This window comes from Candidatus Hydrogenedentota bacterium, assembly GCA_019637335.1.
Lineage (GTDB): Bacteria > Hydrogenedentota > Hydrogenedentia > Hydrogenedentales > JAEUWI01 > JAEUWI01.
In genome coordinates, this window is record JAHBVV010000009.1 from 25,354 (window position 1) to 40,123 (window position 14,770).

Below are 14,770 nucleotides of genomic sequence, written 5' to 3' on the forward strand. Positions count from 1 at the left end.
AAATGACCACGATGCGATGGAATGCCGGGGTTGCGACAGCGTTGTCCGTGCTCCTGTCAACGGCGCTGGCGGCCGGCGCGGCCCCACAGACAACGTCGAAGTCGCCCGGTCTGGAGATGGCCGGCGTCCAGCCCAGCGTGGCGGTTCACCGGATTGCCCAGCCCGCGAACGATCCACACCGGATCGATGTCTTCGTGGAAGAGATTCGCGGGGTGCTCGTTTCCGACGGCGCGCTACCCGGATCGATAGAGATCCTGCTTACCGGCGCCCGCATACCATCGGATCTGGAGCGCGTGCTTTATCCCGCCAGCGCGATGGTCGAACGGATTCACTTTGCGCGTTCCGCCTGGGGCCGGGAGACGGAGGCCCAGATTACGCTTTCCGTGGCCGAGGGCGTGTCCGCGCGCACGCGGGAGCGCGGCGGGGTGCTCGATATCGAACTTGTCTCCGGAGAAGCCGAGGCGAAAGGATTTGTCGTGCGGCTGCACGCGCAGCCGTTTCCCGGTGGCGATCCCGCCCTGTTCAGCACGGTGCGCCAGGATCTTCAGGAAATCGCCGCGGCGCCCGCCGTCGCGGACGCGGGTTGGTGGAACGAGGCCGCGCCGTCCACGCCGGTGACGGCGGCCCAGCTGGCCGCGGTCCGGGATGCGCAATTCGCGCTTCCGGTATTTGAGAATCTGGTATCGGCGGCGCAGGATGAACGCGCAGCCGGCTCCGAAGGCGGCGCCGAGACTGGAGAGACCGGTCCGGACGCCCCGGCCGAGCCGCAGGCCCCGGCCGAACCCGCGGCGCCTGTGGATGCGCCTGTGCCGCCGGAACGGCGCGTGCCCACCGCGCCGAACACCGCCGAGGCCAACAAGGCCCTCACACGCCAGATGGTTGCCGAGGAAAGCCGCCTGGCCCCCGCGGAGGAGGCTCCGGCCAGGGCCGCCAAGCGGGTCTGGACCGGTAATCCGCTACAACAGCCGGTAACCATCGACTTCCGGGACATGGATCTTCTGAATGTGGTGCAGATACTTGCGGACATGGCCGGCATCAACGTCGTGGCCGGGGCCGATCTGACCGGGCCGGTCACGCTGAATCTCAGAGATGTGCCCTTGATGCAGGCCATGGAGACCGCGCTCCGCCTGAACGGTCTGGGCATTGTTGAGGAGGCCGGAATTTACCACATTAAGCCGTACGTTGACGCCATCGCCTCCCAGCGATCGACGGAAGTCATCGAGATCGAGAACGGCGATGTCGAGGAAATCGTGACGACGCTGAAGAGTGTGCTTCAGGGGTCGGAATATGAAGCGTTTATCAGCCTGTCATCAAACAAGACGGCGAGCACGGTTATCATTGCCGGGCCGGAGGCGCACATCGCACCGTTGGTTACGATGGCGAAGCGGCTGGATGTCGAGCAGGCGATACTCCCCACGGTAACGCTTCCACTCAAGCTGAATTACGCCGAGCCGCAGCAAATGATGGCGGCCATCGATGGAATATTGACGCCGGAGATAGGCCGGGTCGCGCTGGACGAGCGGGCGCGGATCATTATCGTAACGGATATTCCCATCGTGGTGGAGAAGATCAAGGATCTGGTCGAGCAGCTCGACATTCCGGTGAAGCAGGTGGCGATCGACGCGATGATTGTGGACGTGACGTTAACGGATGCGGCCGATACGGGCGTGGATTGGCTTATCAGCGCGGTGCAGAGCCAGAGCCGGCGAAATGCGGCGGCCAACAATGGAATCTTCACGGGCAACCTGCAGGAGTTGAGCTTTGGATCGGATTTGAACATTGGCGATGCGGCCGGCTTGCTTAACTTTGGTATCCTGTCCGGCGATATCGACTGGCGCGGCGTGATCCAGGCGGAAGTCCGGAACAACAACTCGACGCTGCTTTCCAATCCGAAGCTGATCACCGTGGAGAATCAGAAGGCCACTATTACAATCGCGTCGGAGATCCCGTATGTCGAGCTGACGCAGACCGACCAGGGCGGCCAGCAGACGAGCACGGAATTCAAGCCGATCGGCACGACGCTGGAAGTAACGCCGAAGGTGACGCACGACGATCACATCATCGCGCAGATCGTGGCGAAGGAGAGTACAACCACCCAGGTGCTCAATGGCGTTCCGGTGGAGGATCTACGCCAGATCGACACGACGCCCCACATTGCCAGCGGGCAGACGATCTATGTGGGCGGCCTGCGCAAAAACAACGATACGGTGTCCATCCGAAAAGTTCCCGTGCTGGGCGACGTGCCGGTCGTGAATTTCCTGTTCCGGTCCAATCAACGCAGCGAAACGGTCAACGAGTTGCTAATCTTCCTGACGTGCAGCGTGCTGGAGGAACGCCCGAGCCTTACGGGTTACCAGCGGGAGAAGGTGGAGCTGGTGCGGAACGCGGAAGTGAAGGTATCCGCGGAGACGGCCTTGATCTACGATGCGGTGCACCCGTCGGAGTTCCGGGATCCCGCGTGGAAATGGCGCAAGCACGGGCAGGCGAAGGAGAGCGTTGAGGCGTCGGATCCGGCCGAGTAGCGGAATACATTTCAAGGTCCGGCCGCCTGTGGGAACGCAGGCGGCCGTTTTAAATTTCAGGAGCAGTCCGTGATCGAGCTGGACAACTACGGCGGCGAAGCGTGGGGGTCGCCGGAGGGGATCGAGGCCGTAGCGGTGCGGTCGACGGCCTACTACGTGACGCAGGCGCCCGACAGGGGCGTTGGCCCGAACACGACGCCGCTGGTGGTGTTGCACGGGTGGGGGCAGAGCGCGCCCTCGTTTATGCGCCGGTTCCGCGGACTCGCGGGCTCGGATGTGCTGGTCGTGGCAATGCAGGGGCCGCACCAGATCTATCTGGATCGGGACACGCGGAAGGTGGGCTTCAGCTGGCTTACCGCCTTTGACCGGCGCCGCGGGGTGGCGGATTTCGTGAATACGCTGGATACGGTTATGGCCCGTGTGCGCGCCGACTTCGGGGTGAACGCGCCGCCGTACGTCCTGGGGTTCAGTCAGGGCGTTTCCATGGCGTATCGGTACGCGATCCTGAGCGACATGGAGGTGGCGGGCGTGATCGCGTGCGGGGGCGACCTGCCGCCGGACGTGGCGGACGCTATGCCTGGCGCGCGGCGTTTTCCGGTCTTGCTTGTGCACGGGCGCGACGACGCTATCGTGCCCGAGTCGAAATGTGACGAGGCTGAGTCGGCCCTGGCGGGACTATCGTGGCCGCATGAGCGCTTTTCATTCTCGGGCGATCATGAAGTGCCCTCGGAGGTTGTTGAGCGTATTGCGGAATGGATCATGCGCGATCAGGGTATTTCATAGATTGCGATGGGTCCCGTCGCAGAAGGCGCCGTTCGCGCTGTGCTTGCACCGGCATAGGGCGTAGTTCTTTTTTGCTTCGATGACCACTTCGCGGGGCGAGAATCCGGTGCCTTTGTGTGATCCGTCGCACCAGGGCTGGTTGGCGGAACGGCCGCATGCGCACCACCAGTAGGTTCCGGGCTCCAGTTCGAGCACGGCGGGTGACTTCTCGGCAATGACGGGTGATTCCATCGGCTTGATATCCTCCTGGGACGTGGGGAGTTGAACTCCGGCGAGTATAGCACTACCCGGGCCGGGGATTGTACGGCGGGCAATTGCATGGCGGCGGCGGTGTGCGCTATCGTAGCGCGCCAACCCCTCGTTCACGGAAACCTTCCTTCATGTCTCAGGCCACGCCATCCGACGCCGTGCTTACCGCACGGGAAATAACGCACTCCTACGGATCCCAGCCCGTGCTGCAAGATATTTCGATGACCGTCCACGACGGGGATCGGATCGGGCTGATCGGGCGGAACGGCTGCGGTAAATCGACCCTGCTGAAGATCATGGCGGGGCTTATCGCGCCGGATTCCGGGGAGGTGGTTCGCCGGCAGGGCCTGTCGGTTGGGCTCTTGCAACAACAATGCCCGCTGGATCCAGAGCTGACGGTTGCTGCGGCGCTGGAGTCGGCCGTGGCGGGCCGTCAGGCGCGGGTGGACGAATACCATGCGCTCCTGCATCGGCTGGCGGAACTTCCCACTTCGAGCGCGGCGTACGACGATCTGGCGCACCAGGTGCATGATCTACAGCATGAGATCGAGGTGCACGGCGGATGGCATCTGGATCAGGAGCTCCGGAAGGTCTCGATGGCGCTGGGGCTGGCGGAGGGGGATCGCCCGTTGCGGTCGCTTTCGGGGGGTGAGTTGCGGCGGGTCGATCTTGCACACAAGCTGCTGCAACATCCGGATGTGCTCATCCTGGACGAGCCGACCAACCACATCGACACTGCGAGTGTGGTTTGGATCGAGCGCTTCATGGAGCAGTACGAGGGGAGTTGCGTATTAGTGACGCACGACCGGTATTTCCTCGACCGGATTGTGAACCGCATTGTGGAGATCGAGTTTGGCAAGGTGTACGCCTTTCCCGGGAACTACGGGCGGTTTCTTGAGTACAAGGCCCAGGTGGAGTCCAGCGAGCAGCAGGCGGAGTCCCGGCGGCTGGCGCTTATCCGGCGGGAGCTCGTGTGGTTTCGCCGCGGCGCCAAGGCGCGAACCTCGAAGGAGAAGGTGCGGGTCGACCGCTTGAAGGAAATTCAGGAAGAAGGCCCGCCGATAAAGCACCGGGAGTTCATGTTTGCGATCCCGGAACCGGAGCGCCTTGGGAAGACCATTCTGGAGGCGCGCGACATTACGTTTGCGATTGAAGATCGGGTGCTGATCCGGAACTTCTCGCTCATCATGCAGCCCGAGATGCGCGTGGGGATCGTCGGCCCCAACGGGGCGGGAAAGACGACGTTGCTCAAAGTACTGATGGGCGAGGGCCGCCCGAAGAAGGGCAAGGTCATCATCGGCGAAAATACGCGCTTTTTGTACGTGGACCAGACCCACGAGGACGTCGACCGGAGCAAGGGCATTCTGGAGCACGTTACCGATGGCGCGCGTTATTGGGACATCGGGAAGCGGCGGCTGTATGTGCCGGCGTACCTGGGCAGCTTTCTTTTTGACGCCAACGCGCTGGAGATGCCGATCGGCCAGCTTTCGGGCGGGGAATTCAACCGGCTGGAGCTTGTCCGGAAGTTGCTGCGGGGCGGGAATTTTCTCATTCTGGACGAGCCGACGAACGATCTGGATCTGTATACGCTGCGGGTGTTGGAGGAGACGATCGAGGCCTTCGAGGGCTGCGCCCTGATTGTGAGCCACGACCGGTATTTCCTGAATCGCGTGTGCACGCACATCCTCGTATTTGAGGGGGATGGCCGCCTGACACTCTTGCCGGGGAATTACGACGACTATGTGTTGTATTGCGAGCGGCGCGCGGAGGCCGAGAAGGCCGCTGCGCGGGAGGAGCGCGCCGCCGCGCCGACCGCTGCGCCGGAGCGGCGGGCGGGGTCAAGCAAGCTCACGTGGAACGAAAAGCGGGAGCTGGAGGGCATGGAGGCGGCGATTGGCGAGGCGGAGGCGCGGGTCGCCACGCTGGAATCCGAGATTCAGGCGCCGGGCTTCTACGAGCGGGGCCACCCCGCGGTGGACGAGACGCTTGCCGCCCTGCGCGCCGCGCAGGAGCAGGTGGGGGCGCTCTTCGAGCGGTGGGAGGAACTGGAGCAGAAGAAGTGAGGCGTGTTACGGCGAGGTGATGACGTAGAGGGCTTCCTCGGCGAAGAGATTCGGCCAGAAGCGCACCACGCCTTCGCTGTAGAGGGGAACCTCGCGCTCAATCTTCGCGTTCAGGTCATTGCAGAGTTGCCGGAAGTCATCGATGGCCAGCACGTGCCGGTTTGGCGTCTGGTACCAGGCGTAGGGCAGGTTGCGGGTCACGGGCGCGCGCCCCTCGAAGAAGGTCATCCAACGCACGCGCCAGTGCCCGAAATTGGGGAAACTCACGATGCACTTCTTGCCGACGCGCAGCATCTCGCGGAGGGCCTGATCCGGCTTCCGGATGACCTGCAGGGTCATGCTGAGGATGATGTAGTCGAAGCTCTGGTCGGGCAGGGCGCTGAGCCCCTTGTCGATGTCCGCCTGAATCACGGAAATGCCGCGGCGGATGCAGGTGACAACGTTGCCCTGGGCGAGTTCGAGGCCGACGGCGTCGACGTTCTTACGCGCGGTGAGTTTGCAGAGGAGTTCGCCGTCGCCACAGCCGATATCGAGCACGCGGCTGCCCTCTTCGACCAGATCGACAATCATATCGTAGTCGACGCGGTGTCCCTCGTAGATGTTTTCGAGGGCGGCGGCCGGGGGCGCGGATTCGGTCTCGGAGTCGGCGGTGAGCAACTGTGTTCGCACGAGTTCGGGGTTCTTGCAGTGCTCGAGGAAGCCGCCGATAATCTTGGAAAGCACGCTAACTTCGAGCAGGAAGGCGTCGTGGCCGTAGTCCGACTGGATATTGCAGTACGTGACGTTTTTCTTCTGGCGCGCCAGGGCGTAGACGATTTCCTGGGAGAAATAGGGCGGGTACAGCCAGTCGGATGAGAAGGAGATGACGAGCACCTTGCCGAGAATGCGTTTCATGGCGTCGTCCAGGGAGCCATACCCGGAGGAAATATCGAAGTAGTCCATCGCCTTGGTGACGTAAAGATAGGTGTTGGCGTCGAAGCGGTTGACGAACTGCTCGCCCTGGTAGTCGAGGTAGGTTTCCACGGCGAATTCGCTGTCGAAATCGTACTTCAGGGCGTCGGCGCTGCGGAGGTTGCGGCCGAATTTCAAGCGCATCGACTCGTCGGAGAGGTAGGTGATGTGCGCGAGCATGCGCGCGATCGCCAGTCCCTGTGCGGGCCCCTCCGTGCCGTAGTAGCGCCCATTCCGAAACTCGTAGTCGCCCTGGATGGCGTGCCGGCCCACGGCGTCGAAGGCGATTTGCTGGGCGCCGCTGAGGTGCGTTGAGGCGATGATCATCGCCGAGCCGATATGGTCCGGATAGCGGGTCGCCCATTCCAGGGCCTGCATTCCGCCCATCGATCCGCCCGCCACGGCGAGGAGGCGATCGATGCCCAGGTGGGCAATCAGGTGAAACTGCGCGCGCACCATGTCGCTGACGGTGATCACCGGGAAATCCAGCCCATAGGGCTCGCCGGTGGCGGGATTGACGGAGGACGGCCCGGTGGAGCCCATGCAGCCGCCGAGCACATTGGAGCAGATCACAAAATAGCGGTTTGTGTCGAAGGCCTTTCCGGGGCCGACCATGGAGTCCCACCAGCCGGGCTTGGGATCGCTTTCCCTGTGGCGTCCCGCCACGTGCGCGTCGCCGGAGAGGGCGTGGGTGATCAGGATGGCGTTGGTCTTCTGATCGTCCAGTTCGCCGTACGTCTCGTAGGCCAGGGTGATGGGTCCCAGCCGCGCGCCGCTGTCCAGCTGGAGTTCGTTGGGGGGCTCGGCGAAGGTGAAAGTCTGAACCTGGACGATGCCTACGGAATCCGCGTCGTGCATGCGAGCCTTCCTGGTGGGTAATGCGCGCGCCGGCGGCCGGAGGGGCCGCCGGCGGGATGAATCCTACTGTTGCGAGATCGCGAGCGCCTGATCGAAGTCGGCGAGGATATCCTCGATTCCCTCGATGCCAACCGAGATACGGATGTAATCCGGGGTGACGCCCGCGGCGGCCTGTTCTTCGGCGCTGAGTTGCTGGTGGGTCGTGGTGGCCGGGTGTATCACGAGGGTCTTGGCGTCCAGGACGTTGGCGAGGTGCGAGGCGAGCCCGCATGCGTTGATGAATTTTACCGCGGCGCCGGGGCCGCCCTTGATGCCGAAGCCCAGGATGGCTCCCTGGCCTTTCGGGAGGTATTTCATGGCGCGGGCGTGGTCCTTGTGGCTTTCGAGGCCGGGGTAATTGACCCAGGATACGGCGGGGTGCTTTTCGAGAAAGCGCGCGACCGCCAGCGCGTTTTCGCAGTGGCGCGGAGCGCGGAGGTGGAGCGTTTCGATGCCCTGAAGCAGGAGAAACGCGTTGAATGGCGAGAGGCACGCGCCGGTGTCGCGCAGGAGGGTAACCCGCGCCTTGATGGCGTAGCTGATATTGCCGATCCCCTTGAAGTGGTCGTAGAACTTCATGCCGTGGTAGCTGGGGTTGGGCTCGGTCAACTCCGGGAACTTGCCGTTGTTCCAATCGAATTTACCGCTGTCTACCAGTACGCCGCCAATTGAGGTGCCGTGGCCGCCCATGATCTTGGTGGCCGAGTGAACGACGATGTCCGCGCCGTGGTCGATCGGGCGGAACAACAGGGCGGAGGTGACCGTATTGTCGACGATTAGCGGAATGCCGCGGCTGTGGGCGACTTCCGCGATGGCTTCGAAGTCCACCACGTCATTGGCGGGGTTTCCGATGCTTTCGAGAAACACGAACCGGGTGTTGTCGTCGATGGCGGCGGCGACGGCGGCGGGATCGCCCGCGTCCACGAAGCGCGCCTCGATCCCGAGATCGTGAAAGGTGTGGGCGAAGAGGTTATAGGTGCCGCCGTATAGGGTCTGCGACGACACGAAATTCTGCCCGGTGCGGCAAATGTTGAGGCACGCGGCGGTGATGGCCGCGGATCCCGAGGCGAACGCCAAGCCCAACACGCCGCCTTCCAGTGCGGCCACGCGTTTCTCGAACACGTCCACCGTGGGATTCATGATGCGGCTGTAGATATTGCCGAATTCGTTCAGCGCAAACAGGTTCGCCGCATGCTCGCAATCGTTGAAGACATACGAGGTGGTCTGATAAATCGGCACGGCGCGGGCGCCCGTGGCGGGGTCCGGCTCCTGTCCGGCGTGGAGGGCCAGCGTGTCTAGAGACTGAAATTGGGCCATGGCGTGTCCTTCCTGGCGCGGCTCGGCGCGGCGGTGTTGGTTGGGTTTGGGTGTTGGTTGGGTTTGAAAGGGGGAGTATACCACATTGCGCGCGGGACTCCCGAAAACGAAGCCGCCGGACGCGGCATGGCCACGTCCGGCGGCGCAGTGGAATTCCTCTGGAATCAGGCTTCCTGAAAGAGGGGCGTCGAGAGGTAGCGCTCGCCGGAGTCGGGCAGCACGACGACGATGGTCTTGCCGGCGTAGGCGTCCTGGCTGGCGAGCCGGAGGGCGACGGCGGCGGCGGCGCCGCAGCTGATGCCGCAGATGATGCCTTCTTCCCGGGCGAGGCGGCGGGCGGTGGCGAAGGCATCGTCATCGCTGACCTTCTCGACCTTGTCGACCAGGCTCATGTCGAGGATGTCGGGCTTGAATCCGGCTCCAATGCCCTGGATCTTGTGCTTACCGGGCGCGCCGCCGCTGAGTACGGGCGAATTCTCCGGCTCCACGGCGACGCTTTCGATCGCCTTGCCCTTGTCCTGCTTGAAGTACTGCGTGACGCCGGTGATCGTGCCGCCGGTGCCGACGCCGGAGACGAACACGTCCATATTGCCCTCGGTGTCATCCCAGATCTCGGGGCCGGTGGTCTTCCGGTGGATCGCGGGATTCGCGGGATTTTTGAACTGCTGCGGCAGGAAGTAGTCGGGGTTCTCCGCGGCAATCCGCTCGGCCTCGGCGATGGCGCCCGGCATGCCCTTGTCGCCCGGCGTGAGCACGAGGTTGGCGCCAAAGGCCTTGAGCATGTTGCGGCGTTCGAGGCTCATGGTTTCGGGCATGGTGAGAATGAGCTTGTAGCCGCGGGCGGCGCACACGAAGGCGAGGGCGATGCCGGTGTTGCCGGAGGTAGGCTCGACAATCGTGCCGCCGGGTTCGAGAATGCCCCGTTCCTCGGCGTCCCAGATCATGGCGGCGCCAATGCGGCACTTGACGGAGTAGGCCGGGTTGCGACCCTCGATCTTGGCGTATACCTTGTCGGTTTTCAAGCCCCTGGCGAGTTTGTGCAGTTTTACCAGGGGCGTGCGGCCGATACTGCGGCTGTTGTCGTCATAAACGGGCATTGGAAAGCTCCTCTATCCCTGACAGGATTGATTTCGTGTGGTACACGTACAGCATTGATGAAAAGGAGATTGTACCGCACGCCAGCCTGTGATTGGCGAGTCCCGGCCCAGGTGGGACGTCATTGCCGTGTGGTGTGTCTATATGCTAGCACCCGCCGGGGCGTGTTTCAACTGCCGGGCGCCTTGAAAACGGGCCGCGCGCACCCTAGAATGCGCTTGTCCTCCTGGCGGTTTCGGGGATGGACTACGCGCGAAGGGGTACCATGTCCCTGCTGATATCCTGCGCGGCGCTTCTGGGCATCCTCTCGTCGGACCCGGGCGCGCCGGTCATACTCGACAACGGGCGGGTTCGCCTGGAAGTGGATCCGCGCGTGTTCGGCGTGCGGTTTGCGGGCTTTTCCGGCGGGCCGAATTTCCTGGATACCGTATTTCCGGGGGAGCCCCAAAGGCCCGGTGCGCCCGGGATTGATATCGGGGGCTTTGTGGCGGATGTGCTGCCCCGGGCCGGCGATCCGGGGCCGCGGCGTCACGCACCGGCCGAGATCGTCGAGCACGACGCCCGCTATGTATTGCTGCTGGGCCCGGAAGATCCCGAAACGCACTGGCGGGTGAAGAAAGAGTTTTTCCTGGAGCGCGATTCCGCGACGGTGCGCTGCCGCACGGCCCTACTCACCTCCCGCAAGGTTGAGCGAAGCGGGGGGCTGCGGCTTACCGCGCAGGTGGCCCGCACCGGGACGGTGATGCTTCCGCGAACGGAGGGGGAGATCGGGCTGTACTGGGGGACGTTTCCGGGCCTCGCCGAATTGCGCCGCGGCCCGGAGGACTGGGCGCGTATTCCAGTGTCGGGCCGCGGCCGCGATGCGCGCGCGGTGCTCGTTGCTCCGGTGACCGCGATGGTAATGGAGGCTCCCTTCGGCCGCTGGACGCGCCGCCTCGAATCGCCCGAAGCGGGCGGCGGCCCGGGCGGCCGTGGCCGGATGTTTATTGTTGTGGACGATCGGTCCCATGTCTGCCAGGTCACGCTGGAGGTAACGGGATCGGGGATCAACGCCGGGGCGCCGCTCGTGGTGGAGGAGATCTGGACCTTTGAATCGGAGGCGGGCGCGCCGCGGCGCTAGCTTCAAGACGGGAACGACTTGATGGAAGCTGAACGACACGGCGAAACGCCGATCGGCGCCGCGCTGGGAAGCCCGGCGGCCCGGGCGCTGTTGGCGCTTGCGGCGGTCGTGGCGCTTGGCCTGTACTTCCACGCGGATGGCGCCTTTCACGAGTGGCGGACCCACCGGGACATGCTGCGGCAGGTTTCCGTATATGGCATTCTCGCCTGCGGGATGACGCTGGTCATCATTACGGCGGGCATCGACTTGTCCGTGGGCAGCGTGCTGGGCCTGGTCGCGGTCCTGTTTTCCCTGATGACGATACACTGGGGCTGGAGTGCGTGGCTGGCCGTGCCGTTGTGCCTGGCGGCGGGTTGCGCGTGCGGATCCGTTTCCGGGGCGCTCATCGCCCGCTACCGCCTGCAACCGTTCATCGTGACGCTGGCGATGATGGTGTTTGCGCGGGGCCTCGCCAAGTCCATTTCGGGCGGGCGAAAGATCTCCACGTACGTGCAGCATTCCGACGGAAGCTTCGAGAACGTGCCCATGCCGGCGGTGTTCTCGCTCATTGACACCCGCGTGTTCGGGGGAAACGTCGCGGTCGTCACCGTCATTTTTTTGATCTGCGTCGCGTCGGCGTGGTTTCTGCTGGCGCGCACGCGCGCGGGGCGCTACCTGTACGCCCTCGGCGGCAACGAAACGGCCGCGCACCTCTCGGGCCTGCCGCTGTTTCGGCTGAAGGTGCTCGCCTATGGGGCCTGCGGGTTCTTTGCGGCGGTTGCGGGTATCTGCCAGGCCGCACAGGAGACCCAAGGCGATCCCGAGGCCGGCGCGGCCTATGAATTGACCGCCATCGCCATCGTTGTTATCGGCGGGACCAACCTTATGGGGGGGCGCGGGAGTGTGCTGCTCACTTTGCTGGGCGCCCTCACAATCGGGTATCTTGAGAAAATACTGAGCCTGAACGCCGTGGGCGAGTCCAGCCGCCTGATGTTGACGGGCGGCATTATCGTTGCCGCTGTTCTGATGCAGGGGCGTCGGCGCGCGTAGTCGGGCAATTCCGGAAGGAGAGGGAATCATGCGTATATGGCCGAATTGGACCGGTGTGCTGCTTCTGGTGTTTGCGTCGCTGGCGGGCTGCGGGGGCGGGGGACAGTCCGGGGGGCAAGCGACGGGTGGCGCGGCCGATATGGCGGATCCGGGCGGAAAGCGGGCCGTGATCGGGATGAGCCAGTGCAACCTGGGCGAGCCCTGGCGCGTGCAGATGAATGAAGATGTGGCCCGCGCGGCCGCGCAGCACCCGGAGATTCAGGTGATCTTCAAGGATGCGCAGAACGACACCCTGACACAGCGCGCGCACATCGAGGAGTTCATCAACCAGGGGGTGGACGTGCTGATTTGTAGCCCGAAAGAGGCCGCGCCGCTTACCGAGCCGCTGAAGCAGGCCTACGACGCGGGGATTCCGGTCATCGTGCTGGACCGGGCGGTGAATGGCGATGCGTACACCCAGTTCATCGGCGCGGACAACAAGATCATTGGCGAGGCGGTGGGGCGCTGGGTTGTTGAGGCGCTCGGCGGCCAGGGCAAGGTCGTGGAGTTGAAAGGCCTGATGACGAGCACGCCCGGCCAGGATCGCCACAGCGGATTTCGCCAGGGGATCGAAGGTAGCGGCATTGAGGTGATTTTCGAGGCCGATATGAAGTGGCTCGAGCCCGAGGCGCGGAAGGAAATGGAGTCCGCGCTGGCGCGCTTTCCAGAGATCGACCTGGTGTACGGCCACAACGACCCTGCGGCGCACGGCGCGTGGCTCGCGGCGAAGGCGGCCGGCCGGGAACAGGCGATGCGCTTCGTGGGCATCGACGCGCTGGCCCACGAGGGGATGCAGTACGTGCGCGAGGGGATTCTGGACGCCTGTTTCGAATACCCCACGGGCGGCGGGCAGGCGATCGAGACGGCCCTGCAGCTTCTGCGGGGTGAAGACGTTCCGAAGTCCATTGTGCTCCCGTCGCGCTTCTTTACGCCGGACAACATCGAGGGGGGCGGTGAATGGCTGGCCGCGCCCGTCGCGGAGTGATTCGGGCATGATTGGATTCCGCTCTCCTATCTTCGTGGTGCTGTTCGCCCCGCTGGCGTTGGCCGGATGTTCGCCATCGCTTCACGACACCATCGGCCGCGGCGATATCGAGAGCGTGCGCGCGATGCTGGCCGAGGATCCCGGGCGCGTCTCGGATACCAACGCCCTGGGCAAGCAGCCGTTGCAGTATGCCGTGATGTACGCGCAACGCGAGGCCATGGAGGCGCTTGTCGAGGCGGGCGCGGACCTGAATGCGCGGGACAACACCGGGATGACCGCGCTCCATGTTGCGGCGATGTACGGGCGCAAGGGGCCTATCCGCTGGCTTGTTTCGCGCGGCGCGGATGCGCTCGCCGTGGATGATTTTGGCGATCGCCCGAGCCATCTGGCCGCCATCTACGGGCAGGCCGACGCCGTCGCCCTGCTCCATGAAAGCGGGGATGACTTGCGTGGAAGAAATGAGAACGGGATGACGCCGCTCGATCTCGCCATCAAGCACCGGCGAACGGAAGCGGCGGACCGCATTCGGGCGCTGATCGGAGAGGCGGGCGATTCGCCCTGACGCAGACTGCCCCGGGAGTCTTCCGTCCGCCTGTTCACCCGCGTCCGCCGGGGTAAACCGCGGCTCCGTATTTGCAGCGGAAAGCCCGCGGGCCGTACAATAATAAGCCGGTACGCAATCCGGCGTACTTCTCTTCCTTTTTCCGCCGATGGGCCTTTGTCCATCCACAAGCACCTGTCCATTGAGCGCCTCCCGGATGAGCAAATCCCAAAAGCAAGAACGCCTGGGCTTTCTCTGCCTCCTCGGCGCCATCAGTCTCTGGAGCACCGTGGAAGTGGTGACGCGGACTCTGCATGCCGACATCCGGCCGGTGCAACTGGCGTGGGTTCGCTTTCTGCTCGGCGGCGGGCTGCTGTGCGTGCTGCTTCCGTTTCACCTGCGCCGCCGCGGGCTGAAACTTGACCGGCGCATCCTGGTATTCGCGATGATCCTGAGCTGGCCCGGGGTGGTGATGTCGAACATTGCGCTCCAGTACAGCCTGACGGCCGCGGGCGCCGCGGTCGTGGCGACGGTTTACGGGGCCGCGCCGCTTATCGTGCTGGCGCTCTCTCGTGTGCTGCTGGGCGATCCCTTGACCTTGCCGCGTATTGCCGGTCTTGCGAGTGGTTTTCTGGGCATAACCATCCTGAGTTTTGGGAAGCCTTCGCCGGATTTCTCGTTGTTTGGCGTGGTGTGCGCCCTTGTGGCGGCCGGTTCCTTCTCGCTCTGGACGGTACTCGTGAAGCGATCCGCGGGGCCCTACGCCGGCCTTCCGGTGACGGCGCTGTGCTGCGCGTTCGGCGTCTTGTTCATGACGCCGATGGCGTGGATCGAAAACGACGGCTTTAATCTGCGTGCGCTGGCCCCCCATGCGGGACTGGTGCTCTACCTTGCGATCGGGGGCACGGGCCTGGCGTACTGGCTCTATTTCACGGGGCTTGAGCACGTTGATGCCACCCGCGCCATGAGTGTAATCTTGCTCAAGCCCCCCGCCGCGGCCCTGCTGGCCTGGTTCTGGCTCGGCGAACCGCTCACCTGGAATGTGCTCGTGGCGATGGCGCTGATTCTGGTCGCGCTGTATGGCGTCTTTGTGTGGGACCGCAATCGCCGCCTTCGCGCCCTTCAACATCCGGATGAAACAGGGCGTCCCGCTCATTCCGGTTGAGGTACACGTAAACT

General features: G+C 64.1%; 12 protein-coding genes. 8 read left to right on the plus strand and 4 right to left on the minus strand.

Going from position 1 to position 14,770, the window contains the following annotated elements:
* Window positions 1–2 precede the first annotated feature (2 nt).
* Both KF886_11820 and KF886_11825 read left to right on the plus strand, forming a co-directional pair.
* Window positions 3–2,522, plus strand: a complete 2,520-nt coding sequence (locus KF886_11820) for a hypothetical protein (protein MBX3178043.1) — start codon at window positions 3–5, stop codon at window positions 2,520–2,522.
* Between the two features lie 69 nt (window positions 2,523–2,591).
* A complete protein-coding gene (locus KF886_11825; GenBank protein ID MBX3178044.1) occupies window positions 2,592–3,305 on the plus strand; it encodes an alpha/beta fold hydrolase in 714 nt (237 codons plus the stop codon).
* Here KF886_11825 and KF886_11830 read toward each other — a convergent pair.
* Window positions 3,300–3,536, minus strand: a complete 237-nt coding sequence (locus KF886_11830) for a CDGSH iron-sulfur domain-containing protein (GenBank protein MBX3178045.1) — start codon at window positions 3,534–3,536, stop codon at window positions 3,300–3,302. The two genes, KF886_11825 and KF886_11830, sit on opposite strands and share 6 nt — an antisense overlap.
* Before the next feature lie 149 nt (window positions 3,537–3,685).
* Here KF886_11830 and KF886_11835 point away from each other — a divergent pair, with 149 nt between their 5' ends.
* A complete protein-coding gene (locus KF886_11835; GenBank protein ID MBX3178046.1) occupies window positions 3,686–5,617 on the plus strand; it encodes an ABC-F family ATP-binding cassette domain-containing protein in 1,932 nt (643 codons plus the stop codon).
* A 6-nt stretch (window positions 5,618–5,623) separates the two neighbouring features.
* On the opposite strand, the gene KF886_11840 is transcribed toward KF886_11835, so the two are convergent.
* The 3 genes from KF886_11840 to cysK form a co-directional block, all read right to left on the minus strand.
* Window positions 5,624–7,426 carry a homoserine O-acetyltransferase gene (locus KF886_11840; protein MBX3178047.1) on the minus strand — a complete coding sequence of 601 codons (1,803 nt, stop codon included), beginning with the start codon at window positions 7,424–7,426 and terminating at the stop codon, window positions 5,624–5,626.
* A 63-nt stretch (window positions 7,427–7,489) separates the two neighbouring features.
* Complete coding sequence (locus tag KF886_11845) at window positions 7,490–8,782, minus strand: O-acetylhomoserine aminocarboxypropyltransferase/cysteine synthase (GenBank protein MBX3178048.1); 1,293 nt, start codon at window positions 8,780–8,782, stop codon at window positions 7,490–7,492.
* Window positions 8,783–8,946: 164 nt separating this feature from the next.
* A complete protein-coding gene (gene cysK, locus KF886_11850) occupies window positions 8,947–9,879 on the minus strand; it encodes a cysteine synthase A (GenBank protein ID MBX3178049.1) in 933 nt (310 codons plus the stop codon).
* A 263-nt stretch (window positions 9,880–10,142) separates the two neighbouring features.
* Between cysK and KF886_11855 the strand changes: the two genes are divergently transcribed.
* The 5 genes from KF886_11855 (at window position 10,143) to KF886_11875 (ending at window position 14,756) form a co-directional block, all read left to right on the plus strand.
* Window positions 10,143–10,997: a hypothetical protein gene (locus KF886_11855; GenBank protein MBX3178050.1), complete on the plus strand. Its 855-nt coding sequence runs from the start codon at window positions 10,143–10,145 to the stop codon at window positions 10,995–10,997.
* A gap of 21 nt (window positions 10,998–11,018) precedes the next feature.
* Window positions 11,019–12,026: an ABC transporter permease gene (locus KF886_11860; protein ID MBX3178051.1), complete on the plus strand. Its 1,008-nt coding sequence runs from the start codon at window positions 11,019–11,021 to the stop codon at window positions 12,024–12,026.
* Window positions 12,027–12,165: 139 nt separating this feature from the next.
* Window positions 12,166–13,050 carry a substrate-binding domain-containing protein gene (locus KF886_11865; GenBank protein ID MBX3178052.1) on the plus strand — a complete coding sequence of 295 codons (885 nt, stop codon included), beginning with the start codon at window positions 12,166–12,168 and terminating at the stop codon, window positions 13,048–13,050.
* A gap of 7 nt (window positions 13,051–13,057) precedes the next feature.
* Complete coding sequence (locus KF886_11870) at window positions 13,058–13,612, plus strand: ankyrin repeat domain-containing protein (GenBank protein MBX3178053.1); 555 nt, start codon at window positions 13,058–13,060, stop codon at window positions 13,610–13,612.
* A gap of 196 nt (window positions 13,613–13,808) precedes the next feature.
* On the plus strand, window positions 13,809–14,756 hold the full coding sequence (locus KF886_11875; GenBank protein ID MBX3178054.1) for a DMT family transporter: 948 nt from the start codon (window positions 13,809–13,811) through the stop codon (window positions 14,754–14,756).
* The last annotated feature ends 14 nt before the right edge of the window (window positions 14,757–14,770 follow it).